The organism is Priestia sp. VA7, assembly GCF_055710015.1.
On record NZ_JBVQPN010000007.1, the window covers coordinates 68,270 to 90,100 of the forward strand.

The window sequence follows — 21,831 nt, forward strand, 5'->3', positions numbered from 1 at the left end:
TAAAAGAAGTTCCTAATAATTTGATTACGAAAGAGATCATTTCATTATAAAATAGCGGTATAGCTATTAGTTAGCAATACATAGAAAAGAGGAGAAGGGAAATGAGCACGAATGTATATTTTAACCATGATGCAGGCATCGATGATTTAGTATCGCTTTTTTTACTGCTGCAAATGGATGATGTAAAAGTAACGGGAGTATCTGTCATTCCCGCTGACGGATATCTAGAGCCAGGTATCAGCGCAAGCCAAAAGATTATTGATCGTTTTGGAAGTTATGATATCGAGGTCGCTAAATCTACTTCACGCGGTATGAATCCATTTCCAAAGGAGTGGCGCATGCATACGTTTTATGTAGATGCACTGCCGATTTTAAATGAAAAAGGGGAAGTACAAACAAAAATAAGTCAGCTCCCTGCCCATGATCATTTAATCGAGACATTGCAGCACACAGCCGGGAAAACAACTTTATTGTTTACAGGACCGTTAACAGATTTAGCAAGAGCATTGGAAAAAATGCCGGAAATAGAAGAGAAAATTGACAAGTTAGTATGGATGGGCGGTACATTTCAAGAGGTAGGAAACGTGCAAGAGCCCGAACACGATGGAACGGCGGAGTGGAATGCTTTTTGGGATCCAGAAGCAGTAGCGAAAGTATGGGAAAGCAAAATTAAAATTGAGATGGTTGCTTTAGAAAGCACGAATCAAGTTCCTTTAACACCGGCTATTCGTCAAATGTGGGCTTCACTTCGAAGATATGAAGGAGTAGACTTTGTAGGGCAGTGCTACGCGGCCTGCCCGCCGCTTGTGCATGTTGAAACCAATTCAACATATTATTTGTGGGATGTACTCACAACAGCATTTACAGGGAATTCAACACTTGTGAAGGTAAAAACGGTTTCGAGTATTGTGCATACAGAAACACCGAGTCAAGGAAGAACAGAAATTTCCGAAGAGGGACGACCTGTAGATGTCGTATATGATGTCACAGCTGAAGCATTCTTTACGTACATTACAGATTTAATGAAAAAAGCAGTAGCCAAATAAAGAAAAAGGTTGCACATGAAAGTGTGCAACCTTTTTAGTGAATCATATTCAAGAACTGACGTGTCCGCTCTTGCTGAGGATTTGAAAATATTTGATCCGGTGTACCTCTTTCCATAATGACACCTTGGTCCATAAAAATAACTTCATCTGCTACTTCACGGGCAAAGCGCATTTCGTGAGTTACCACCACCATCGTCATTCCTTCTTTTGCCAAGTCTTTCATCGCTTGAAGAACGTCTCCTACAAGCTCAGGATCAAGAGCTGAAGTAGGCTCATCAAACAGCATAACTTTTGGGTCCATCGCCATTGCTCTGGCGATGCCAACACGCTGTTGTTGTCCGCCAGACAGCTGGAAAGGATAAAAGTCGAGCTTATCTCCTAAGCCAACTCGTGTTAATAATTCTTTCCCTCTTTTTTCTGCTTCTTGAGTGGAAACACCTTTTACAATTACAGGCCCTTCCATAACATTTTCAAGCGCACTTTTATGAGGAAACAAGTTATAGTTTTGAAAGACCATACCTGTTAGACTTCGAAATGAAGTAATGTCTTTTTTACGAACAGGCTTGGTGAAATTCATGCTTTTTTTATCAAGGTCAATCGTGCCGTCTGTTGGGATTTCTAAAAGGTTTAAGCAACGTAAAAAAGTAGTTTTACCCGATCCGGAAGGACCGATTAATACAATTACTTTGCCCTGTTCAACTTCTAAATCAATCCCTTTTAATACTTGCAAATCACCGAATGATTTATGCAAATTTTTGATATTAATCATATAAAAAACTCCTTTAGCTACTCGAAACGGTTATTTAGATACGTAACGATCTAGTCTTATTTCAATGCGTCCTTGAATAATGGATAAGATTGTACACATAATCCAGTACAAGAGCGCTGCTTCACTATAAAGAAGTAAAAATTCATAGTTAGTCGAAGCAATTTCTTGAGCTTTACGGAACATCTCAGAAACAAGAATAAGCGATGCAAGTGACGTATCTTTAATAAGGCTAATAAAAGAGTTAGATAATGGCGGAATCGATACACGTGCTGCTTGCGGTAAAATAATCCGTCTTAACGCTTGGGAATAGGTCATACCAAGTGAGTAACCAGCTTCCCACTGTCCTTTAGGAATAGATTGAATCGCTGCTCGGATAATTTCAGATGCATACGCACCTACACTTAATGAAAATCCAATAACAGCAGAGATAAATGGGTCAATTGTTATATCTAAATTGGGTAAGCCGTAGAAAATAATAAATAATTGCACAAGCAGCGGTGTACCTCGAATAATCGATACATAGATGCGCGCAATTATATTTAAAACTTTTATAGATGATAAACGAGCCAAGGCTGTTAAGACAGCTAAAATGATACCGAGTACAAACGTGATTAATGTTAGTGGAATAGAATATTGAATAGCTCCCTTTAGCATTGGTAAGAGAGATGATTGAGCGATTGAAATCAATTGATTCAATCGCTCTCCATCAGGAAAAATATTATTTAGGAGAAACATCTTCGCCAAACCATTTCTTAGAAATCTTTGCGTATGTTCCGTCTTTTTTCATATCTTTCAATGCTTTGTTTACTTCATCCACTAACTTACCGCTGTCTTTTCTAAACATAAAGCCGCTTGCAGCACCATCGGATTTTTCATCCGCGATTTTGATAGGTGCGTTAGGGTGCTTTTTCTTATAGTCAAGGAACGATAATTTATCGTTGATTGTAGCATCAACACGGTTTGCGCTCATTAGTTCTACTGCTTGAGCAAAACCTTCAGCACTCGTAATGTTTGCACCATAAGATTGAGCCATGTCTTTGTAGTTACTTGTTAATGACTGCGCTGATTTTTTTCCTTTTAAATCTTTAAATGATTTGATATCTTTTTCGTCTTTACGAACAATTAATACAGCGCCTGACTGGATGTATGGATCAGAGAAATCGTATTTCTTTTGACGATCTTCACGAATACCCACTTCGTTAGCAATCATGTCAAAGCGTTTAGCATCTAATCCGGCAAACATGCCATCCCACTGTGTTTCTTTGAACTCAGCTTTTACGCCAAGACGTTTAGCTACTTCTTGAGCCAATTCTACATCAAACCCAGTTAGCTTTTGTTTGTCATCATGAAAAGTGAACGGAGGGTATGTACCTTCAGTTCCAATTGTTAATACGCCATCTTTTTTCACTTTATTATATAAATCCTCTTGTGAAGATTTATTGTCTCCATTGTTTGCTTCATTTTTTGAGCTAGAACCGCATGCGGCAAGCACAACTGTGAAAGCTAATAGTAGCGACAAAAGTGCAGCAAATTTCTTCATTTTCTAAACCCCCTAGTATTCTGATAGGAAATGATACTCTGTGATACTAAACAAGAACACAGCAAAAGTCAACAAAAAAAACTTATACAATTAATGTGACTTAAAATAAGGGAAATATACCTTCTATACACGGTTTGTCATAAGGATACAGAAAGATTTTAAAATTTGGATTAAGTGGATTTTTAAGGGAGATTTGAGGAGTAAAAAGGAAGTTTCATGCGACGATTTTCTCTTTCATTTTTTCATGACTTTTGGTGCAATAAACATATAGTTAAATGTTAAGGTAGAAATAAATTCCTTATGGTACACTTAAAGAAGAATTTATGAAACGGAGCGATATGATGAAAGCCATAAACTTAATCTCAATTGCCTTTGGTGCTATCGCTGGTACATATGCACGTTATTTGCTGAATCTTTCCTTATTATATGCGGGCTACCCAATAGGAACGGTAATTGAAAACCTATTAGGAAGCTTCATACTAGGCCTATTAACAGGATTTTTTGTGTGGAAAAAGCCAAAAGAATGGATAAAGCTTGGACTAGGAGTTGGCGTATGCGGCGGTTTTACAACGTATTCAACGTTTGCAGGAGACGTCATTTTTCTCACTCAGCGCCATTTATTTTGGGGAGCCATTTATGTAATGGTCTCTTTAGTAGGTGGAATCCTTCTTGCTTTAGCAGGCTATCTATGCGGTGAAGCGGCAGGGAAAAATTTAGTGAAAGTACATGAGGTGAAGTAAATGAGCATAGTGAGCTTGGCACTTGGCGGGGCAGCTGGAGGAATATGCCGTTATCTTTTGGGTTTAAAAGTTACAAAAACAGTTTCAAACCCTCTTTTTCCAGTATCAATGCTGTTTGTAAACTTGCTCGGTGCGTTTGGGCTTGGTCTTTTTTACGGTAGTTATTATGGAAAGGTTCCGAGTCATGCTTATGATGATTCAATATTTTTAATGATTGGCATTGGGTTTTTTGGTGCCTTTACCACTTTTTCAACGTTCAGTGTGGAAACCGTACAGTTAATTCGAGAAAAATCTTATCGGAAAATGCTGGCGTACGTGGGGATTTCAGCATTTGGAACAGTTGGTTTATTTACAGTCGGTTTACTGGCAGGAACGTTTTTATTTAAGTAAAGAGAACGTTTCTAGTAGGGAAAAACAAAAAGACGGAGAAGTAGAGAATGGATAGAAAAGCAGAAGTTTGGAAATACATTTTGTTGATTGTAGCTGTTGCAGGTCAGATCATCGGTTTTTTATTTTTATTTATAAATGTTGTGGCGGCATTTATTTTTTACGGTTTTTATATTCTAACTTTTATTATGTTACTCCTGCTGTTTATATGGGATCGGAAAAAGGAAAAAGACAAGGAAGAATTTGACGACTATACCGATTACTAATCATATAAAAAGCAGAATGATGCGGTGCGCCGGACCTCTTACTTAGTAAAGAAGCATAAAAGATACATCTATAAAAGGAAGAGAGCCGTAAGAGCATAAAGAGATATTGTATTTACATCTAGTTGTGTTATAATTTTAAGTGCGAAAACAAAATCAATAAATAGCAATCACTAGGGGAGCTTTTTGAAGCTGAGACGAATGTATTTCGGACCCTTTGAACCTGATCTGGTTTGGACCAGCGTAGGGAAGTGGCGATCATGTTTACATAACGATGCATGCTAACCACTCTACGTTGTAGAGTGGTTTTTTGTATGTAATAAAGCCCTCTACACAAGATGAGGTGATTGAAATTTCTCTTTATTCTGAATGGAAAGGTTTCGATCATGTGGATATTCCTAAATTTCATGTCATTACAACAGATAAGCAGCCAATCGAAGAGCTTCAAAAAGTTTTAACGGCTATCGCGCCTTTTACGGGCGCCGTTCATATTAGAGAAAAAGAGAAAACGGCAAAGCAGATTCAATGTTTACTAGAAAGCTTGCCATTTTGTCGCTCTAAAATTATTGTGAATGACCGAGTTGATGTAGCGCATGCTTTAAAAGTAAAAGGCGTACAGCTTGCTTATCATAGTTTAGACGTTTCGATTGTTATAGACGCATTTCCTTCTCTTATTGTCGGAAAATCAGTTCACTCTGTGGAAGAGGCTTTAGAAGCTGAAAAAGATGGTGCTCACTACATTCTATACGGACATATTTATTCAACACATTCAAAAAAAGGATTAAAAAGTCGAGGGGTAGCAGCACTAAAAGAAGTAGTAGATGCTGTGCAGATACCGGTTATTGCCATTGGAGGAATTACACCTGTAAATGCCAAAGAGGTGCTTCAAACAGGAGCACACGGTATAGCTGTGATGTCTGGTGTCATGCTTGCGCAAGATCCCCTCAAAGCGATTAAACAATATTCTCATATATGGACATCTGGAGGTGGAGAAAATGAAGCAGCATTATGATGTACTGTTAATCGGAGGAGGTATAATCAGCTCTTCTATCGCTTATCATTTGTCAAAACAAGGAGCGTCAGTAGCTATTCTTGAACGCAATCAAATTGGTTGTGAAGCTTCAAGTGCAGCCGCTGGTATTTTAGGTGCTCAAGCTGAAATTGATGAAGAAGGTCCTCTTTTAGACCTTGCTATTAAGAGCAGAAGCATGTTTCCTGAACTGGTGAAGGAACTAAAAGAAAAAACGGCCATCGACGTAGAGCTCATTCAAAAAGGCTTATTAAAAGTTGCTGTAACAGAAGAAGATGCACACGTATTAAAGAAAAAAGCCGCTCAGCACCACGGGTGGGATGAACATGTAAGATGGATCGATGTAAAAGAAGCGCGTTTGTTAGAACCCGGGCTCTCTCCAGACATATACGGAGCCATTACAATACCGGGAGACGGCCAGCTAGCTCCGGCTAAGTTAACGCAAGCTCTTGCTCATGGAGCCTTGTATCACGGAGCAGATGTATTCGAATACTGTGACGTTCATTCTCTTATTATGGAAAGTGAAACAGTAAAAGGTGTACAGACGTCCAAAGGCTCTTTTTATGGAGAAAAAGTAGTTATCGCAGCAGGCTCATGGGCTAAACGCTTTATTTCTTCTGAACATTTAGGTCACGTGTTTCCCGTAAAAGGGGAGTGTATTGCTCTTCGAAGTCATAAGCCGCTGCTTTCTAAAACGATTTTTTTAGATGAAGGTTTTTACTTAGTGCCTAAGACTGGTGGAAGAATCGTAATCGGGGCAACTAAGTTACAGCATGACTTTACCAAGACGGTTTCTGCACAAGGTATTCAATTTTTGCTGAATAAAGCTTCGGCGCTTCTGCCAGCTATTAAAGAAGCCACATTTGAAAAAGCATGGGCTGGTCTTCGTCCGCAAACAAATGATGGCTGGCCTTATTTAGGAGAGCATCCTGAAATAGCGAATCTACACATGGCGTTTGGCCACTACCGAAACGGTATTTTATTAAGTGCTGCAACTGGAAAAATTATGGCTGATGCTTTGTTAGGGAAAAAGCCGAATCATTCGTTTTTTACATCATTTCAGCTAACAAGAGTAATGGAGGGAGTTCATTGAATCTAATCATTAATGGTAAGACCGTTACTTTTGGAGATGAAATTGAAACGGTCGAGCACTTGTTGCAGGCTCAGAACCTGCATGAACGAGTGGTAATTGTTGAGCTAAACAAGAACATTTTGCAAAAAGAAGAACATAGCGATGCATGCTTAAAAGATGGCGATATATTAGAAGTTGTTTCATTTGTCGGAGGAGGATGAAGAGTATGTTAAAAATTGGACAATATACATTTAATTCACGTTTATTATTAGGGACAGGGAAATTTCCGGACTTTACGACTCAGCGTCAAGCGGTAGAAGAGTCAGAAACAGAAGTTTTAACATTTGCTGTGAGACGAATGGATATTTTTGATCAAAATCAACCTAATTTATTAGAAGCGCTTGATGTGAAGCGTTTCACTCTTTTGCCTAACACTGCTGGAGCAAAAAATGCAGAAGAGGCCGTACGTATTGCTAAATTAGCAAAGGCTTCTGGACTTTGTGACATGGTAAAAGTAGAAGTAATTGGATGTGATAAAACGCTGCTTCCTGATCCAGTTGAAACATTAAAAGCCAGTGAAGAACTGTTAAAAGAGGGCTTTACCGTTTTACCTTACACATCAGATGATGTTTTACTTGCACGTCGTTTAGAGGAGTTAGGCGTACATGCCATTATGCCAGGAGCTTCGCCTATCGGTTCAGGTCAAGGTATTATTAATCCGTTGAACATGCGTTTTATCATTGAACAATCAACTGTTCCAGTAATTGTAGATGCAGGTATTGGAACGGCTTCAGACGCAGCTCAAGCTATGGAGCTAGGAGCAGATGGTGTGTTATTAAATACAGCTGTTTCAGGAGCAAAAGATCCTGTGAAAATGGCTCGTGCTATGAAGCTAGCGATTGAAGCAGGACGAGCAGCATTTGAAGCAGGACGTATTGAAAAGAAACAATATGCAACGGCAAGCAGTCCAACAGAAGGGATGAGTATCGGTTGATTAATCGTTATTCCCGCCAAGAATTGTTTCAACCTATTGGAAAAGGCGGACAGCAGCAAATTCAAGAAAAGCATGTTCTGATTGTAGGAGCAGGTGCTCTTGGAACAGGGAACGCGGAGGCACTTGCGCGAGCGGGGGTAAAGAAAATAACGCTCATTGACCGGGACTATGTAGAGTGGAGCAACCTTCAGCGGCAGCAATTGTATAGTGAAAAAGATGCTGATAAAAGAATTCCAAAAGCAATTGCCGCTAAAAAACGGCTTCACGATATTAATCACGATGTAAAAGTAGAAGCGCACGTAGCAGACGGTACCCCTCAAGTTTTAGAACAGCTTGTTGAGGGGGTAGATGTTATGATTGATGCAACCGATAATTTTGACACACGCCTTGTAATGAATGATTTATCACAAAAATATGATATTCCTTGGATTTACGGAGCATGTGTAGGAAGTTATGGAATTAGTTATACTATCATACCAAGTGAAACACCATGTTTATCCTGTTTGCTTGAATCTGTACCGCTTGGAGGGTTAACATGTGATACAGTGGGGATTATTAGTCCTGCTGTCCAAATGGTAGTCGCTCATCAAGTAACAGAAGTGTTAAAAATATTAGTCGGAGACTGGAATGCGCTCAGGAGGGAACTTGTTTCGTTTGACGTATGGAAAAATGAGTATACGAGCATCAATGTGAACGTGTTTCGCAAATCTGCTTGCCGCTCATGCGGCAGTGAACAAACGTATCCCTTTTTACAATATGAAAATCAAACGAAAACAGCTGTGTTATGCGGAAGAAACACGGTACAAATCCGTCCGGGCAAATCAGCCAAGCAGCCGCTGCAGTCTTTAGGTGAACGATTAAAAGAAAAAGGATATAAAATTGAACAGAATCCGTATCTGCTTTCTTTTTATGTAGATGATTACCGTTTAGTTATGTTTCAAGATGGGCGCGTCTTTGTCCATGGAACAAACGATATAGTAGAAGCAAAGTCACTTTATCATCGGTATATTGGGTAAGAAAGAGATGGAGGTTTCAAGCATGACAGTACCAAAAGCATTAACCATTGCTGGATCAGACAGCGGTGGAGGAGCAGGTATTCAAGCAGATTTAAAAACATTTCAAGAGCGTGACGTTTTTGGCATGTCTGTTATTACAGCTGTGACCGCACAAAATACAGTTGGCGTTCAAGGAGTTTATCCTTTAGAAGTAGAAGCAGTTGAAACGCAGTTAGATTCAATTGCCACTGACTTATTTCCTAATGCAGTGAAGACAGGTATGTTGTTCAGTGCTGATATTATTTACGCAGTGGCTCGTAAAATCAAACAGTACGGACTGCAAAATGTTGTAGTTGATCCCGTTATGATTGCAAAAGGCGGTCAGTCTCTTCTTCAAAGAGAAGCCGTACAAGCTCTAAAAGAATTATTGCCTCTTTGTGAAGTCATTACGCCGAACATACCGGAGGCGGAAGTCATCACGGGTAAAGAAATTCACACGATCGAAGACCGAAAAGAAGCGGCAAAACAGATTCATGAGCTAGGTGTAAAGCACGTGGTAATTAAAGGCGGACATGATCAATCTCATCAAGATATGATTGATATAGTGTATGATGGTCATAAGTACGTTGAAATCACACATGAAAAGATGAATACAAAGCATACACATGGAACGGGATGCACGTTTGCTGCTTGCGTCACAGCTGAACTAGCGAAAGGCAAAAGCGTGGTTGAAGCAGTTCAAACTGCCTCGGATTTTGTTCACTATGCGATTAAGCACACGCTTGAAATTGGTTCCGGACACGGTCCTACTAATCACTGGGCGTATGGAAAATACTTTCGTTCAAACATATAAAAAAACGTGCCTACAATCTAGGCACGTTTTTTATGAAGAAGGAATATGGGTAGGAATCTCTCCATCGATGCCTAAATAATAATGTCTAAGGGGCTTTAAATTATCATCAAGCTCATAAACAAGCGGCACGCTTGTAGGAATATTCAAGTTCGCAATGCCATCAGGCGAAATGTTATCCAAGTGCTGCATCAGAGCCCTAATCGTATTACCGTGAGCGGAAATAATAACCTTTTTGCCAGCTTTAATAGAAGGAGCAATAGTTTCGTCCCAGTATTCTAGAACCCGCTTTTCTGTATCGGCTAAGTTTTCCGTTACAGGAAATTGTCCCTTAGCTAATTCCTTATACTTAGGGTTGGAAGCTTCATAGCGAATATCTGTTGTCTCTAAAGCAGGAGGGCGTTCGTTCATCGACCTTCTCCACAAATGCACTTGCTCTTCTCCAAATTTTTTTGCGGTTTCTTCTTTGTTCAAACCTTGAAGAGCCCCGTAGTGCCGTTCATTCAGCCTCCAAGATTTATACACGGGAATCCACATGAAGTCCATTTGATGTAAGACAATCCATAGAGTGCGAATGGATCGTTTTAAAACAGAAGTATAAGCAATATCAAAAGTATATTCGTTTTTCTTTAGTACTTTTCCAGCTTCTCGCGCTTCTTGCAATCCATTTTTAGAAAGATCTACATCCGTCCAGCCTGTAAATTTATTTTCAAGATTCCACGCGCTTTGTCCGTGCCGAATCAACACAAGTTTTATCATCGTGTTCTCCTTTCAACAGTGACTAAGGACTCTATTCTTTTTTATTATGAGAAGGAAAGAGTTTTTTATCCTAAAGGCGGGGAAAGGAGTTTTTATCATTTAGAAAAAGTGATGCCGAAAAGTAAAGCTTTAACTTTTTACGCATATGATAAAAATAAAAAAGGGAAGGGAAGATAGTGGATGAGTGACCAAGAACGTCAGATTCAAGCGCTGCACGGCCAAATTGAAGATTTAAAAGAAGAAATGTATCAGCTGAAGCTTGATATTAGCACATTAGAGAAAGAAAAAGGAAAGCCTGTTTTGACACCGGCTCTCGTTGGTCAAATAGGAGGTTTTGTTCTAGGTGGATTAGCTATAATCGGTATTTTCTGGATGTAGAACTTCTCGTTTTGAAAACGAAAAGTTCTCCTGATTTTTTAATAGGCAATTCCAACGCGGCATTTGGGAAATTTTTGAGCCCATATCTCATGGTAGGTAAAATGAGCGGTATCTCCCGTTGAAATTTTAACGGCATCAGCTGGTAAAATATCTTTTTCCATTCGATACGTGCCTGTTATTTCACCCTCAGGCAAGTATGTTGGGCATATAACCGTCCAGTTTAGATCACTTTCCTTCAAGTGTAAGTATCCTTTTAAATGATCTTCTGCTGCTCTGGTCGTTTTACGCTTTGATTCATTTGATTGAAAACGATACTTTTCTGGTTCTGTTCGTGATTGTAAGATGCCTGCAGTTCCAATAGTAAGAATACGATGAACGCCATAATACTTCATGCTGTTTATAATAAGCGGCATACTTTTTGAAATCGTCTCTGCACCATCTGTATTTAACGCGCTGACTACGATATCTTGGTGCTTGAGGGCAAAGTTGATATTTTCTTGATGAAGTACATCGCCTTGTAAGATATGTAGGTTTGGATGACTAACCTGTAGCTTATTGCGGTCTCTAACAAGTACAGTGACGTCGTTTTCATCTTTTAGCATCATTTTTAATAAAGACTGTCCAACTCGCCCTGTAGAGCCTAATAGTAAAATTTTCATTGGCTACACCCCTCTATAAAAGATAGTATCTATTCTTTAGGATATACAATCTGTATACTTATTCATAATAAAAAGCATGCGTAGCATAAAGTAATACAAAGTTGATGAATGAAATATTCAACAACAAAAAAATTTGATATGATAAAAAGACAGAAAAATCAAAAAAATAGGAGAGTGAATGTCTTTTGGGAGACTTGCCTCTGAATCAAATGATGATACTAGTCGTTTTGCTTATGTTATCAGCTTTCTTTTCATCTGCTGAGACAGCCTTTTCAAGCGTAAATAAAATTCGTTTAAAACATTACGCTGAGAAAAAATATCGGGGAAGTAAAAAAGCGCTGCATATTGCTGAACACTTTGAGCAGACGCTATCGACAATTTTAGTAGGAAATGTTGTCGTAAACATTGCTGCGTCCTCTTTGGCAGCTAAAATTGCCCTCGATATGTTTAAAGGAAACCTAGCACTTGTGATTAGTATCATTGTTATGACCATCATCATTTTGATTTTTGGTGAAGTCTTGCCAAAATCGTTAGCTAAAGAGCATGCCGAATCTTTTGCGCTGATGATTTCTTCCTTGTTATTTATTATTATTAAATTGTTAACCCCGATTTCCTTCTTATTTTTACAGGTAAAAAAAGGAACTTCTCACTTGTTAACGTCTGCTCCTACACCAACGATTACAGAAGATGAAATTAAAGTGATGGTAGATTTAAGCGAAGAAGAAGGAACGATTAATAATATTGAAAAAGAGCTAGTTCATCGTTCACTCAATTTTAATGACATTGTGGTGGGGCAAATTTTAAAACCTAGAATAGATGTCACAGCAGTTGACGTAAATGCCGATATTGATTCGGTTTGTCAAATGTTTCTTGAAGAGAGATATTCAAGAGTCCCTGTATATGAAGATCATATTGATAATATTATTGGCATTTTATCAGAAAGAGAATTTTTAACCTGTTTAATCCAAAGAAAAAAGATTTCTATTCGTGATTTGGTGAGACAACCTATTTTTGTAGTAGAATCCATGAAAATATCTGTTCTATTGCCAGAGCTCCAAAAAAGTAAGGTGCACATGGCAATTGTAGTTGATGAGTTTGGTGGAACGGCCGGTCTTGTGACCTTAGAGGATATATTAGAAGAAATTGTAGGAGAGATTTGGGATGAACATGATGAAGCTGTTAAGTATGTACACCAGATAGGGGAAAAGGAGTACGAATTTAACGCCGACATCCCTATTGATGAATTTTTAACCTATATAGCGGTTAGTTCTCCTGACAGTACGTGCCATACCTTAGGGGGATGGATATATGAGCAGTTTGATCATATCCCTGCTAAAGGAGACTTTTTCTCATATGAAGAGATATTGTTTACCATTAAGGAAGTAGAAAATCGACGTATTCGCAAAGTTTCCGTAAAATCATTTGGGAATAAGAATGAGGAAGCTGATTAAAAGAAACTAGAAAGCGCTCCAAGAGATTTTGGAGCGCTAAAGCCATAATATGAAATTAGTTAATATTAGTACTTGCCGCCTAGGTTTTGCTCAGCTAATTGTACTAAACGTTTTGTGATTTCGCCACCAACAGATCCGTTCGCACGAGCTGTTGCATCTGGTCCTAAGTTTACACCAAACTCACTAGCGATTTCGAACTTCATTTGATCGATAGCAGCTTGAGCACCAGGCGCTACTAACTTGTTTGATGAATTTCTGTTTGATGCGTTTTGATAATTTGCCATGTGTATTCATCTCCTCGTTAGATAAAATAGATTGTAATGGTTGAGTTAGCTGGAGTTGAACCAGCCGAGCAGATGCATCGATTAGATCCGCTTGCCTACCGCGGCGTAACTCAATGCTTGCGAGCTGTTGTACTCGGTTGTTACTAGTATTATGGCGAAAGGGAAAAAACATATACATAGAAAACTATTGGTAATTTATAGAAATTTTTGTGTAGAGTTTGATAAAGAGTAAGAGAGTTTTATTCCGTGCATATTATAGGTACATATTGATCAGGTAAAGCGAGGTGTGCGGATGTCGATTTGTTCCTTATGTAATGGGTTTAGTGATGTACAAATGACGTGCAAAACATGTGGAGGAGTGCTGGGGGATATGGGAAAAGTCAGCGATTATTTTGATGATTACAGTGCTTACATGGAAATCGATCAGTTAAAAGTAGAAAATGGGTATCCTAGTGATTTAGCAAATCACCAATGTATTCATCTCTTTTACTGCTCTACTTGTCACAGTGAAGAATTGAAGCAAATACAGGAATAAAAAAAGACCCCTGGGGGTCTTTTTTATTCGTGTTCAGCACGGATGCGCTGTTCAGATTCTGCATCAAAGAAATGCGCTTTGTTCATATCTAATGCTAAGTCTAGAGACTGAAGGGGTTTAATATCTGTTCTTGAATCTACGCGTGCTACAAAATCTTGTCCGCCAAGTTTAGAATAAAGCATGGTTTCAGCTCCCATTAACTCGGATACATCGACTTTGATTGTAACTTTTGTGCCAGGTGAAGATTCAATAAATACAGGCTCATCATGGAAATCTTCAGGACGGATGCCTAAAATAATTTGTTTGTTTAAATATCCTTGCTCGCGAAGTATTTTCATTTTACCTTCCGGAACTGCAAGAAGAGAATCGCCTACTTGAACCTTTCCGTCTTTTAACGTTCCGGTTAAGAAGTTCATAGCAGGAGAACCAATAAACCCGCCTACAAATACATTTTCAGGTTTTTCATATACTTCTTTTGGTGTACCAACCTGCTGGATAATCCCATCTTTCATAACAACCAGACGAGAAGCCATTGTCATTGCTTCAGTTTGGTCATGTGTTACGTAAATTGTCGTTGTACCCAAACGCTGGTGAAGCTTCGCAATTTCAGAACGCATTTGCACACGTAATTTCGCGTCTAAGTTTGATAAAGGTTCGTCCATTAAGAAGACCTTAGCATCACGAACGATTGCACGACCTAGAGCTACACGCTGACGCTGTCCGCCGGATAATGCTTTTGGCTTACGCTCTAAGTATTGTTCAAGTCCTAAAATACGAGCGGCATCTTTTACGCGGCGTTCGATTTCATCTTTTGGTAATTTACGAAGTTTTAAGCCGAAAGCCATATTGTCATATACGCTCATATGCGGATACAATGCGTAGTTTTGGAATACCATTGCAATGTCGCGATCTTTTGGAGCAACGTCATTTACACGCTTGCTGTCAATATAAAAATCACCTTTGGAAATTTCCTCTAGCCCTGCAACCATACGAAGCGTTGTCGATTTCCCGCAGCCTGAAGGCCCAACAAATACAATAAATTCTTTATCTTGAATGTGAAGGTTAAAATCTTTTACCGCCGTCACATCTTTATCATACATTTTATAAATATGTTCTAAACGTAATTCAGCCATTTCCATTTCCCCCTTGTATGTACTCTGTGAAACCGTTTTCTTAAATCTAGTGTAATTTTTTTTAATGAAACGGTAAATGGGAAACATGCACAAAAAAAAGAAAGAGTTTTCGTGCACTATTTACGAAAACCCTTTCATTTTATTTTCCATCTTGCGAATTTTTTAAAGCAAGAATGGCTAAGTAAGCAGACACAGCTCCTGTAAAGTGTTTGATATCAAGGTGTGTGCGATCAATAAATTTCTCAATTCTATACTGCAAGCTGTTGCGATGCATGTACAATTTCTTAGCAGCAAGAGATACGTTTAAATTACATTCTAAATAAACTTTAATCGTTTCTAAAAGATCTCCATCATCTTTTACTAAGTCAAGTAAATGTATCATATGATTTTGGATTGCCTCTGAAGACTCTTGCAGAACCAAATGGGGTAAAACGTCGGTAAAATGGATAACATGGTTTTGTTCGACTGTATGCTTAATTTGATAAAACCATTTCTTTTCACGCTCAAAAATTAATCGCGGTGAAGACGGAAAAAAGTGAATTTGTCCTTCAAAGAACTGAATTGAAGTTTCAAAATCATGACATAGCACCTCGATAGAATCTGATAAATTTTCAGTTAAGTCATTAGGATCATTAAAGGTTTCGATAACGATACCTGATTGTTTATCAATCCACAACACAGTAATCGAGGTAGAATACAAGGCGTGAAGCGCATTTTTAAACTCTATTTTTTGTTCAAACAAACGTTTAATTAAAAACTGGGTGAAGCGAAAAGAATGGTGCTTATGATGAGAATGAATGACTTTTTCAGGTGCTTCAAATAACAGGTCTGACCAATACAATTGTTCTGGCGTCAGTAAAGAAATTTTCTCATCATAAGGGGTTAAAAAAGCAGAAAGTAATGCCTGCTCTTTTTGAGATAAAGCGGTGTGTTCAATTCCAATGAAGCCTTCATCACATGAAAACCATTTGTAACGTTCAAATTGAGAAGGGATTTTAGCCTTAATCATTTTATCCCCAAATAGTGTGTGCAACTGTTTCATCTGTGCTCGTTCCCTTCGGTGAAAGCTTACTATTCATAAACGTGAAAAAGCATAAGCTCATGAATATAATCAATTAATTGTGTTTCATCTATTTGATTAGAAGGCGCAGTTTTCCATACAATTTGTCCATCTTTTAAATAATCAGCCTCATAATAAACCCTATTCATATAAAACGAGATATGCCAGCCCGGCATTCGATTATTTTGATACAGCGGTTTAACCTGAAAGTGTGAAACCATAAAGAAAATCTCCTTTCTCAATTAGTTATTATAAGCTTACCATGAGAAAAGGAGATGAAAAATCATTTAATCTAAAAATTTTGTTAATTTGTAAAATATGTTGCATATGTGTTTAGCACCTTGCGTTTGAATATCTGTTTCATCAAAAATCATCGGTTTTGCATTCACTTCAAACAAATAATACTGCCCTTGGGCTGACTTTGCCATATCAAGAGAAAATTCTTCAACTAGAGGGAAGGATTTTTGAAGGACTTGCCCGCACGTATTTACAAAGGACGAAAGAAAGGAAGTATCTACCTCATATTCTAAATCTTGGAAAGATGAAATGCTGCCGCCGTTTAACGTATGTGTTGTAATGGATTGATAGGGACTATGTCGAATGCCGACGCCGCTAATAACATATCCGCTATCTTTGTGATGCGCTAAAATACGTAAGTCATAGCGCCTGTCTTTGAATGGTTGCGTCTCAATCGCTTCTTGAATGAGATAAGCAGACCTGGGAAGGTCAATTGCTTGTAAAGAAGAAAATTCTTCTTTGCGCTTATGATCTTGGTAAATAATCGTATGCTTATGGGAAGATAATCGAAAAATTCCAGCACCTTTACTGCTGTTAATAGGCTTAAAGTAAAGGGAAGAGTGCTTTTGCAGAAGCTTAGCAATATCAATTTCTGGTGTTAAACGATAGGTTTTAGGAAGGTGAGAAGATAGTAGTGGCTCCTTTGAAAATAATTGATATACTTTCCATTTTGAAAAAAAAGCGGAATTAAAAAGTGGGATGTGCTTGCCTTTAATTTTTTGATGTAAAGATGTCAGCTTCTTAGTTTCTGATTTTCTTCCTGGATAACGATTATATATAACGTTTGGCAGCGGCAAAGTTGTTTTGATCCACTGCTTTTTTGCACCGTCAAAGCAATACCCTTCAAAGAAGTGATGAGACATTGTTTCTTCAGCGAATAAAGCAAGAAGCCCGCCTTTTTCTTGCAGGGTATGATGTAAGAGTTCCAATAAAGGGCGCTGTTTTACATTCAGTTTTTCCAAAACCGCTTTGTTCGTTAAAACTCCCACAATAGGACCAACTTTTTCTCCTTTTAAACGAAGAAAAGCTTGAGTAGAAGAAATGTTTTGAGTAAAGGGAAGTTCAATTTCTTGAACTCCCCATGTGTAAGATGCTGAAGGGTTATGATGAAACCACTGCTGCTTTTCTTTGTGATAGTAAATTGTAATCATATGCTGATGCCTTCAGGTGTATTTAGATAGTATCCAGATAAGTAAATCGCATATTCTAGAGAAAGTTTTCTAGTTTGTTGATCCGCTTTTCGTAAGGCAGGGTGTGAAAAAATAGAGCGACCGGGCTTGGAGTTAGCTTCAAACAGCCATACGTTTCCTTGATAATCCACTCCAAAATCGAATCCAAGCTCTCCAATTAATCCGTTCAACTCCTGTTCAAGCACATGACTAATTGAGATAGCGGCATCTTTTAGCTTATTTTCAATTTCTTTTTTGTAAGAAGGGTTGGTGAATATTTTAGCTGTAGCTTCAATTTCTCCGCCGTAATCAAGATGCGTAGTGATGCTGTTGGGACCGGCTACTTTAGCAGCCAGAGCAGTAAGCACCCATTGGTTATTCCCGTCTTTATTCGTATGCACGCGAAAGTCTACACAGCGCTTTTCTTTTTTGATTAATGAAATACCTTGCTGAGCAATGTAGGAAGGATTAGTAAGTAAATACTCAAATTCTGATAATAGATCCTCTAAGGTTTCTTTTTCTTGAACATGAAGACCTTTTTCTCCTTTGTAAGTCAGCGTGTACATGGAATCCTTAAAAGATAGGGTATAAATGCCCCGGCCTAAGCTTCCGTTTTTCGGTTTTAAATAAACGGTTTGATGAAGAAGCAGAAGTTTTTTTAATTGCTCACACGAAGGACTTTCAACCGTGTAAGGTAACAAATAGGCTGTCTGCTCGTTCAGTTTTAAAAGCTCATGAATTTCCCACTTGTTGAAAAAATCAGGATTAAAAAATGGAATGCCGTAATCAGTCATCATCTTTTCTTTAATGAACTTAAAAGGAGCTAACCCTTCTGTTTTTCGATTTGGCAAACGATTATATACAACGTTAGGAAGCGGGATTTCATGTTGTGTCCAGCCGCTTTCTTCATAAAAATAGCCGTTTATGGTCCCGGTTTCCCAGTTGATATGATGAGTTCCAAAAATAAAAGGCAGGCCCCCTGTTATACTTGCAGTAGAAAGAAGTTTAGCTAAGTGAAGGGAACGCTTTCCAATTGGCCGCAGCAGAGAACCAGTAAAACCAGCGGATAACACACCGATTAAAGGTCCTAAGTGAATGGTCTCATTCACAATAATAGGATGCATCATATGGGCGAAAGGAATTTGAAGTTTTGTCATTAGCTCAGCTGAAATCTGAATTTCTTCACGTTCTGAAGATTGTATAAGGCATGGAGCTGTCATGGTTCCAAAAGCTGCTTGTTTCAAGGAGTCTTTGTAAAGAGATGCAGGAACAGAAAGATCACAGCCTAGCTGCTCTACTACAACAAGGCGAGTAAGAGTTTTTTTCATAGCATTACTCCTTACGATACGATAGTGTGTTAGCTAAATAGACGCAGTAAGACAGGACATTTTTATACATGACTTCTTTTTGTTCAGGTGCTGTTTCCATTACTATTTTTCTTCCCGGTTTCGAATTTAAATCTAGAATCCAGATGCTGAAGTCTCTCGAGATACATAAATCAATACCTAATTCAAAAAGAGAAGGAAAGTGATTTTCGAGCACGGACGGAATCGTTTTACAAATGGTGTTGATTTCATCCCTTACATATTGACGATGAACGCGAGGAATGCGAGGCAGCAAGTTCTCAAAAGGTACAATAGATGCTCCTGAACTTACATTTGTTACGATAGAGTCCCGTTCACCTTGTCTAATGCCTCTTCCAATTTCTTTCCAAGCACCATCGTTTCCTTTTTGTAATAGCAGTCTTATATCAAAAGGAGTGCGTTCATAAGGGAAAAATGAAATATGGGGTTGAGCAATATACAGTACATCACGGGTGGTTTTCGTAAACCAGTTCTTAAACTCTTGAAAAGAGGAAAATAGAATGGTGTTTACAATGTCATTTTGTTGATAAGAAGCTTCAATTTCACGTCCACGCTGTCTTAATTTCACAATCCCTTTACCTTGTGAGCCGTTGGCAGGTTTAATCATTAGGCTATCGTTTGTTCGAAGCAGCTGAACAAGTTGCTCTACACTTTCGATTGGAGTGGTAGGAGGAATATATGAAGATAAATAGCTATCTTTTTTAATTACTTCATAGACATCTAGCTTATTGGGTAATCCATGGCCTAAAAATGTAACATCTTCCCGCTGTTTAAGCCAGTTTACAATAGGGCGAGCCTTTTTAGACAGAGAGTCTTTTCGATAAAAGCAGCGATCGTAAATAAACGAAGGAAGTAAGAAGGAATCTTCTATCCATTTCTTTTGTTGTAAATCGTAGCGGAAGCCTTCAATATTTTCGGTGTTAGGATGAATGTTAAAAGGAGTAAAACGGTATATTTCAATCGAAAACTCAGAAGCATGTTTAGCAATTTCGGTCACGTACTCCACTTCTTGCTGCGGGTGAATCGTTAAAAAGCCTAATGAAATCATCATAAATCCTCCTTGGGAAATTGAAAATTCGTTGCATGCAGACAATAATCAAGCAGTGCTTTTGTTGATGGACGGACAGAGAAAGCGCTTGAATCAGATTGTTTGGAAGGCTTGACATTTACTTCAATAATCCAAGGCTTTCCTTCTTGATCAATCGCTAAATCAATACCGAATTCGGCATAAAGTTCAGACGGATGAGAAAGCTGCGTGCAAATTTCAATCGCAATCTCTTTTAAAAGTGAAAGGATATGGCGGGTAGTTTTTGAATCATAGAGCTGAGTTAACACTTGCTGAGGAGGATGAATATCTCCTCCACGGGCAAGATTTGAGACGAAATTGCCGGGTTTTGATACACGTGTGACAATGGACGTGATTTTCCACGTCAAGTCGTCTTTTTTATGACAGAGAATGCGGAAATCAAAAGGGCACTGTTTGTATGTCTGCAGTGAAATTCCTTCTTGGATGAGGAATCCTTGCCTTTTTAATTGACTATAAAGCGTTTCAAATAAGTCATAAAGAGATTCATATTCTTTTTCATATGTCTGCGTAAACGTTGTATAGTCTAAAATATACTTCTCTTTTTTTGAAATTTTAAAAATATTTTTTCCTTGGCTACCATGAACAGGCTTCAAAAAAACATCGTCATGAAGTTCCAAAGCGTCAAGAAGATCTTGACGTGAACGAAGCTGATACGTTTTTGGCAAATATGGAAGCAAGTGTACGACATCTTTAAGCTGTTGAAAAACCGTCCATTTATTTAAGTAGCGTGCGTTAAAGAAAGGAACATCATGTTCTTTTAAAAATGTTTTAAAGGTTTGAAAATCAGCGGTTTGCTCCGTTTTCCTGGCATGAATCCGATTGTGTACGATTCCAGGAAAGGGAACGTCTGAATAAACCCATCGATCAGCGCGATAAACATATCCTTTAGGGGATAATGACTTCACGTCGCTTAATTTACTCACATAGCAAAAACACCCTAACTCCTTGCAAGCTTGAACAAATTCCTTACAAAATACAGAAATGGAGCCAAAGAGTTCTTCATCTTCTCGAACTTCTGTTACGATGCTAATTACGGGTCCCAACCTAAACGTGTTCTCTTCATAAATGCCTCTCAGCTGATGTGCTTCATACGGAAAACGAAAGTCTGTAAATAGAGCTTCTGACATCATGAAACAGCATTCTCGATGCTGAAAAACGGTGGCTTCGACTTCTTTCGTAATGGAGCCTACTGTTAACGTAAACTCGTGCTTGCACTTCACATGGGAGAACAGAGCAGAACTAATGTAAATGTCGCTGCTCATATGGTTCTCTAGTGGTTTTAGAGAAATGGTAAAAGTATTCATAAACGAATCCTCTTTTTCTTTCCTTTAGTAGGCGAATGCTGATATATACTATGAGGAATTAGCCCAATCTGTGAAGAGAATTTATCGTTTTCTAAGAAAATAAAGGTCTTAAGCTGAATTTTATATAATAATTTGTTATAGTTAGGGAAGTCAAGAAATTATAGAACTTAATTAGGAGGAACTTAACGTGTCTGTAAACTTACATGATGTAGCAAATGATTTAGAAAAAGCAATTCGTCAAAGCGACGATTACACAAACTTAAAAAACTTATATGCAGCAGTAAACGCTGATCAAGGTTCAAAACAATTATTTGAGCGTTTCCGTACAATGCAAATGGAGTTGCAACAAAAGCAAATGATGGGCCAAGAAATCACTGAAGAAGAAGTTCAGCAAGCTCAACAAACAGTTGCAATCGTTCAACAAGATCAAAATATTGCGAAGCTAATGGAAGCTGAGCAACGTATGAGCATGGTAATTGGTGAATTAAACAAAATTATCATGAAGCCACTTGAAGAACTTTACGGTGCGGCTGAATAAGAGATAGAGAAAAGAGGAAAAGAGAAATCTTTTCCTCTTTTTTTTATGCGGAAATTCCTTCTAATTGTGCAGTTCTGCTCATAAGCTTAGTAACAAGGCTACACATGCCGACTATCATGAAAAGGTC

27 protein-coding genes, 1 tRNA gene and 1 riboswitch are annotated in these 21,831 nt (G+C 38.3%); of the genes, 14 read left to right on the plus strand and 14 right to left on the minus strand.

Going from position 1 to position 21,831, the window contains the following annotated elements; genetic code table 11:
• The first annotated feature begins 101 nt into the window (after positions 1-101).
• Positions 102-1,046 carry a nucleoside hydrolase gene (locus AC0C45_RS25150; RefSeq protein WP_016762948.1) on the plus strand — a complete coding sequence of 315 codons (945 nt, stop codon included), beginning with the start codon at positions 102-104 and terminating at the stop codon, positions 1,044-1,046.
• Between the two features lie 34 nt (positions 1,047-1,080).
• Here the strand turns inward: AC0C45_RS25150 and AC0C45_RS25155 are convergent, their stop codons facing one another.
• Genes AC0C45_RS25155 through AC0C45_RS25165 form a run of 3 tightly spaced genes read right to left on the minus strand, consistent with a single transcriptional unit; the run spans position 1,081 to position 3,355 of the window.
• Positions 1,081-1,815 (minus strand): amino acid ABC transporter ATP-binding protein, encoded by a 735-nt coding sequence (locus tag AC0C45_RS25155; RefSeq protein WP_171777724.1) that lies wholly within the window; start codon positions 1,813-1,815, stop codon positions 1,081-1,083.
• Positions 1,816-1,845: 30 nt separating this feature from the next.
• A complete protein-coding gene (locus AC0C45_RS25160) occupies positions 1,846-2,550 on the minus strand; it encodes an amino acid ABC transporter permease (protein ID WP_016762949.1) in 705 nt (234 codons plus the stop codon).
• Complete coding sequence (locus AC0C45_RS25165; protein ID WP_013081647.1) at positions 2,534-3,355, minus strand: amino acid ABC transporter substrate-binding protein; 822 nt, start codon at positions 3,353-3,355, stop codon at positions 2,534-2,536. The genes AC0C45_RS25160 and AC0C45_RS25165 overlap by 17 nt, the downstream gene beginning before the upstream one ends.
• 323 nt (positions 3,356-3,678) lie before the next feature.
• On the opposite strand from AC0C45_RS25165, the gene AC0C45_RS25170 reads away from it, so the two are divergent.
• From AC0C45_RS25170 to thiD, 9 genes are all read left to right on the plus strand, one after another.
• Complete coding sequence (locus AC0C45_RS25170; RefSeq protein ID WP_237893406.1) at positions 3,679-4,095, plus strand: fluoride efflux transporter FluC; 417 nt, start codon at positions 3,679-3,681, stop codon at positions 4,093-4,095.
• On the plus strand, positions 4,096-4,485 hold the full coding sequence (crcB, locus tag AC0C45_RS25175; protein WP_034654530.1) for a fluoride efflux transporter CrcB: 390 nt from the start codon (positions 4,096-4,098) through the stop codon (positions 4,483-4,485).
• Between the two features lie 47 nt (positions 4,486-4,532).
• A complete protein-coding gene (locus tag AC0C45_RS25180) occupies positions 4,533-4,748 on the plus strand; it encodes a hypothetical protein (protein ID WP_013055279.1) in 216 nt (71 codons plus the stop codon).
• A gap of 162 nt (positions 4,749-4,910) precedes the next feature.
• Positions 4,911-5,012, plus strand: a riboswitch (TPP riboswitch).
• A gap of 121 nt (positions 5,013-5,133) precedes the next feature.
• A complete protein-coding gene (locus AC0C45_RS25185; RefSeq protein WP_034655313.1) occupies positions 5,134-5,757 on the plus strand; it encodes a thiamine phosphate synthase in 624 nt (207 codons plus the stop codon).
• On the plus strand, positions 5,741-6,868 hold the full coding sequence (gene thiO / locus AC0C45_RS25190; RefSeq protein ID WP_034654527.1) for a glycine oxidase ThiO: 1,128 nt from the start codon (positions 5,741-5,743) through the stop codon (positions 6,866-6,868). The genes AC0C45_RS25185 and thiO overlap by 17 nt, the downstream gene beginning before the upstream one ends.
• Positions 6,865-7,068: a sulfur carrier protein ThiS gene (gene thiS / locus AC0C45_RS25195; protein ID WP_013055282.1), complete on the plus strand. Its 204-nt coding sequence runs from the start codon at positions 6,865-6,867 to the stop codon at positions 7,066-7,068. The genes thiO and thiS overlap by 4 nt, the downstream gene beginning before the upstream one ends.
• Before the next feature lie 5 nt (positions 7,069-7,073).
• A complete protein-coding gene (locus tag AC0C45_RS25200) occupies positions 7,074-7,841 on the plus strand; it encodes a thiazole synthase (protein ID WP_016762956.1) in 768 nt (255 codons plus the stop codon).
• Positions 7,838-8,857 carry a thiazole biosynthesis adenylyltransferase ThiF gene (locus AC0C45_RS25205; protein ID WP_013055284.1) on the plus strand — a complete coding sequence of 340 codons (1,020 nt, stop codon included), beginning with the start codon at positions 7,838-7,840 and terminating at the stop codon, positions 8,855-8,857. Before AC0C45_RS25200 ends, AC0C45_RS25205 begins: the two co-directional genes overlap by 4 nt.
• A 22-nt stretch (positions 8,858-8,879) precedes the next feature.
• Positions 8,880-9,689 (plus strand): bifunctional hydroxymethylpyrimidine kinase/phosphomethylpyrimidine kinase, encoded by an 810-nt coding sequence (gene thiD / locus AC0C45_RS25210; RefSeq protein ID WP_016762957.1) that lies wholly within the window; start codon positions 8,880-8,882, stop codon positions 9,687-9,689.
• A gap of 30 nt (positions 9,690-9,719) precedes the next feature.
• Here the strand turns inward: thiD and gpmA are convergent, their stop codons facing one another.
• Positions 9,720-10,445, minus strand: coding sequence for a 2,3-diphosphoglycerate-dependent phosphoglycerate mutase (gene gpmA / locus AC0C45_RS25215; protein WP_472928946.1), 726 nt, complete (start codon positions 10,443-10,445; stop codon positions 9,720-9,722).
• 180 nt (positions 10,446-10,625) lie between these two features.
• Here gpmA and AC0C45_RS25220 point away from each other — a divergent pair, with 180 nt between their 5' ends.
• Entirely contained in the window at positions 10,626-10,823 is a 198-nt protein-coding gene (locus AC0C45_RS25220; protein WP_047931550.1) for a hypothetical protein, read from the plus strand.
• Positions 10,824-10,861: 38 nt separating this feature from the next.
• Here AC0C45_RS25220 and AC0C45_RS25225 read toward each other — a convergent pair whose 3' ends face one another.
• Positions 10,862-11,482 carry an NAD(P)-dependent oxidoreductase gene (locus tag AC0C45_RS25225; protein WP_016762959.1) on the minus strand — a complete coding sequence of 207 codons (621 nt, stop codon included), beginning with the start codon at positions 11,480-11,482 and terminating at the stop codon, positions 10,862-10,864.
• Between the two features lie 185 nt (positions 11,483-11,667).
• Here AC0C45_RS25225 and AC0C45_RS25230 point away from each other — a divergent pair, with 185 nt between their 5' ends.
• The gene (locus AC0C45_RS25230; RefSeq protein ID WP_047931551.1) at positions 11,668-12,933 is read left to right on the plus strand and encodes a hemolysin family protein; all 1,266 of its coding nucleotides are present in this window, start codon (positions 11,668-11,670) and stop codon (positions 12,931-12,933) included.
• Positions 12,934-12,998: 65 nt separating this feature from the next.
• Here the strand turns inward: AC0C45_RS25230 and AC0C45_RS25235 are convergent, their stop codons facing one another.
• Together AC0C45_RS25235 and AC0C45_RS25240 are read right to left on the minus strand one after the other, a co-directional pair.
• Entirely contained in the window at positions 12,999-13,217 is a 219-nt protein-coding gene (locus AC0C45_RS25235) for an alpha/beta-type small acid-soluble spore protein (RefSeq protein WP_013055290.1), read from the minus strand.
• A gap of 37 nt (positions 13,218-13,254) precedes the next feature.
• Positions 13,255-13,330, minus strand: a tRNA-OTHER gene (locus tag AC0C45_RS25240).
• Between the two features lie 257 nt (positions 13,331-13,587).
• Here AC0C45_RS25240 and AC0C45_RS25245 point away from each other — a divergent pair.
• Positions 13,588-13,752 carry a hypothetical protein gene (locus AC0C45_RS25245; protein ID WP_013055291.1) on the plus strand — a complete coding sequence of 55 codons (165 nt, stop codon included), beginning with the start codon at positions 13,588-13,590 and terminating at the stop codon, positions 13,750-13,752.
• Positions 13,753-13,775: 23 nt separating this feature from the next.
• Here AC0C45_RS25245 and AC0C45_RS25250 read toward each other — a convergent pair whose 3' ends face one another.
• From AC0C45_RS25250 to AC0C45_RS25280, 7 genes are all read right to left on the minus strand, one after another.
• Entirely contained in the window at positions 13,776-14,885 is a 1,110-nt protein-coding gene (locus AC0C45_RS25250) for an ABC transporter ATP-binding protein (RefSeq protein ID WP_025752961.1), read from the minus strand.
• 139 nt (positions 14,886-15,024) lie between these two features.
• Positions 15,025-15,927, minus strand: coding sequence for a PucR family transcriptional regulator (locus AC0C45_RS25255; protein WP_472928947.1), 903 nt, complete (start codon positions 15,925-15,927; stop codon positions 15,025-15,027).
• 29 nt (positions 15,928-15,956) lie between these two features.
• Positions 15,957-16,166 (minus strand): YheE family protein, encoded by a 210-nt coding sequence (locus tag AC0C45_RS25260; protein ID WP_013081659.1) that lies wholly within the window; start codon positions 16,164-16,166, stop codon positions 15,957-15,959.
• 66 nt (positions 16,167-16,232) lie between these two features.
• Positions 16,233-17,393, minus strand: a complete 1,161-nt coding sequence (locus tag AC0C45_RS25265) for a YheC/YheD family protein (RefSeq protein ID WP_472928948.1) — start codon at positions 17,391-17,393, stop codon at positions 16,233-16,235.
• On the minus strand, positions 17,390-18,739 hold the full coding sequence (locus tag AC0C45_RS25270; protein ID WP_472928949.1) for a YheC/YheD family endospore coat-associated protein: 1,350 nt from the start codon (positions 18,737-18,739) through the stop codon (positions 17,390-17,392). Before AC0C45_RS25270 ends, AC0C45_RS25265 begins: the two co-directional genes overlap by 4 nt.
• Before the next feature lie 4 nt (positions 18,740-18,743).
• On the minus strand, positions 18,744-19,826 hold the full coding sequence (locus AC0C45_RS25275; RefSeq protein ID WP_230586591.1) for a YheC/YheD family endospore coat-associated protein: 1,083 nt from the start codon (positions 19,824-19,826) through the stop codon (positions 18,744-18,746).
• The gene (locus AC0C45_RS25280) at positions 19,823-21,166 is read right to left on the minus strand and encodes a YheC/YheD family endospore coat-associated protein (protein ID WP_034654508.1); all 1,344 of its coding nucleotides are present in this window, start codon (positions 21,164-21,166) and stop codon (positions 19,823-19,825) included. The genes AC0C45_RS25275 and AC0C45_RS25280 overlap by 4 nt, the downstream gene beginning before the upstream one ends.
• Before the next feature lie 187 nt (positions 21,167-21,353).
• Between AC0C45_RS25280 and AC0C45_RS25285 the strand changes: the two genes are divergently transcribed.
• Positions 21,354-21,704, plus strand: a complete 351-nt coding sequence (locus AC0C45_RS25285; protein ID WP_013055299.1) for a YlbF/YmcA family competence regulator — start codon at positions 21,354-21,356, stop codon at positions 21,702-21,704.
• The last annotated feature ends 127 nt before the right edge of the window (positions 21,705-21,831 follow it).

Coding starts and splice junctions, on each gene's coding strand:
- AC0C45_RS25260 (WP_013081659.1), bottom strand. CDS start 16,166: ATGGTTTCACACTTTCAGGTTAAACCGCTGTATCAAAATAATCGAATG.
- AC0C45_RS25155 (WP_171777724.1), bottom strand. CDS start 1,815: ATGATTAATATCAAAAATTTGCATAAATCATTCGGTGATTTGCAAGTA.
- AC0C45_RS25225 (WP_016762959.1), bottom strand. CDS start 11,482: ATGAAAATTTTACTATTAGGCTCTACAGGGCGAGTTGGACAGTCTTTA.
- gpmA (WP_472928946.1), bottom strand. CDS start 10,445: ATGATAAAACTTGTGTTGATTCGGCACGGACAAAGCGCGTGGAATCTT.
- AC0C45_RS25150 (WP_016762948.1), top strand. CDS start 102: ATGAGCACGAATGTATATTTTAACCATGATGCAGGCATCGATGATTTA.
- AC0C45_RS25165 (WP_013081647.1), bottom strand. CDS start 3,355: ATGAAGAAATTTGCTGCACTTTTGTCGCTACTATTAGCTTTCACAGTT.
- AC0C45_RS25200 (WP_016762956.1), top strand. CDS start 7,074: ATGTTAAAAATTGGACAATATACATTTAATTCACGTTTATTATTAGGG.
- AC0C45_RS25265 (WP_472928948.1), bottom strand. CDS start 17,393: ATGATTACAATTTACTATCACAAAGAAAAGCAGCAGTGGTTTCATCAT.
- thiO (WP_034654527.1), top strand. CDS start 5,741: ATGAAGCAGCATTATGATGTACTGTTAATCGGAGGAGGTATAATCAGC.
- AC0C45_RS25270 (WP_472928949.1), bottom strand. CDS start 18,739: ATGAAAAAAACTCTTACTCGCCTTGTTGTAGTAGAGCAGCTAGGCTGT.
- AC0C45_RS25170 (WP_237893406.1), top strand. CDS start 3,679: ATGAAACGGAGCGATATGATGAAAGCCATAAACTTAATCTCAATTGCC.
- AC0C45_RS25280 (WP_034654508.1), bottom strand. CDS start 21,166: ATGAATACTTTTACCATTTCTCTAAAACCACTAGAGAACCATATGAGC.
- AC0C45_RS25250 (WP_025752961.1), bottom strand. CDS start 14,885: ATGGCTGAATTACGTTTAGAACATATTTATAAAATGTATGATAAAGAT.
- AC0C45_RS25245 (WP_013055291.1), top strand. CDS start 13,588: ATGGGAAAAGTCAGCGATTATTTTGATGATTACAGTGCTTACATGGAA.
- AC0C45_RS25235 (WP_013055290.1), bottom strand. CDS start 13,217: ATGGCAAATTATCAAAACGCATCAAACAGAAATTCATCAAACAAGTTA.
- AC0C45_RS25220 (WP_047931550.1), top strand. CDS start 10,626: ATGAGTGACCAAGAACGTCAGATTCAAGCGCTGCACGGCCAAATTGAA.
- AC0C45_RS25255 (WP_472928947.1), bottom strand. CDS start 15,927: ATGAAACAGTTGCACACACTATTTGGGGATAAAATGATTAAGGCTAAA.
- AC0C45_RS25160 (WP_016762949.1), bottom strand. CDS start 2,550: ATGTTTCTCCTAAATAATATTTTTCCTGATGGAGAGCGATTGAATCAA.
- crcB (WP_034654530.1), top strand. CDS start 4,096: ATGAGCATAGTGAGCTTGGCACTTGGCGGGGCAGCTGGAGGAATATGC.
- AC0C45_RS25275 (WP_230586591.1), bottom strand. CDS start 19,826: ATGATGATTTCATTAGGCTTTTTAACGATTCACCCGCAGCAAGAAGTG.
- AC0C45_RS25180 (WP_013055279.1), top strand. CDS start 4,533: ATGGATAGAAAAGCAGAAGTTTGGAAATACATTTTGTTGATTGTAGCT.
- thiD (WP_016762957.1), top strand. CDS start 8,880: ATGACAGTACCAAAAGCATTAACCATTGCTGGATCAGACAGCGGTGGA.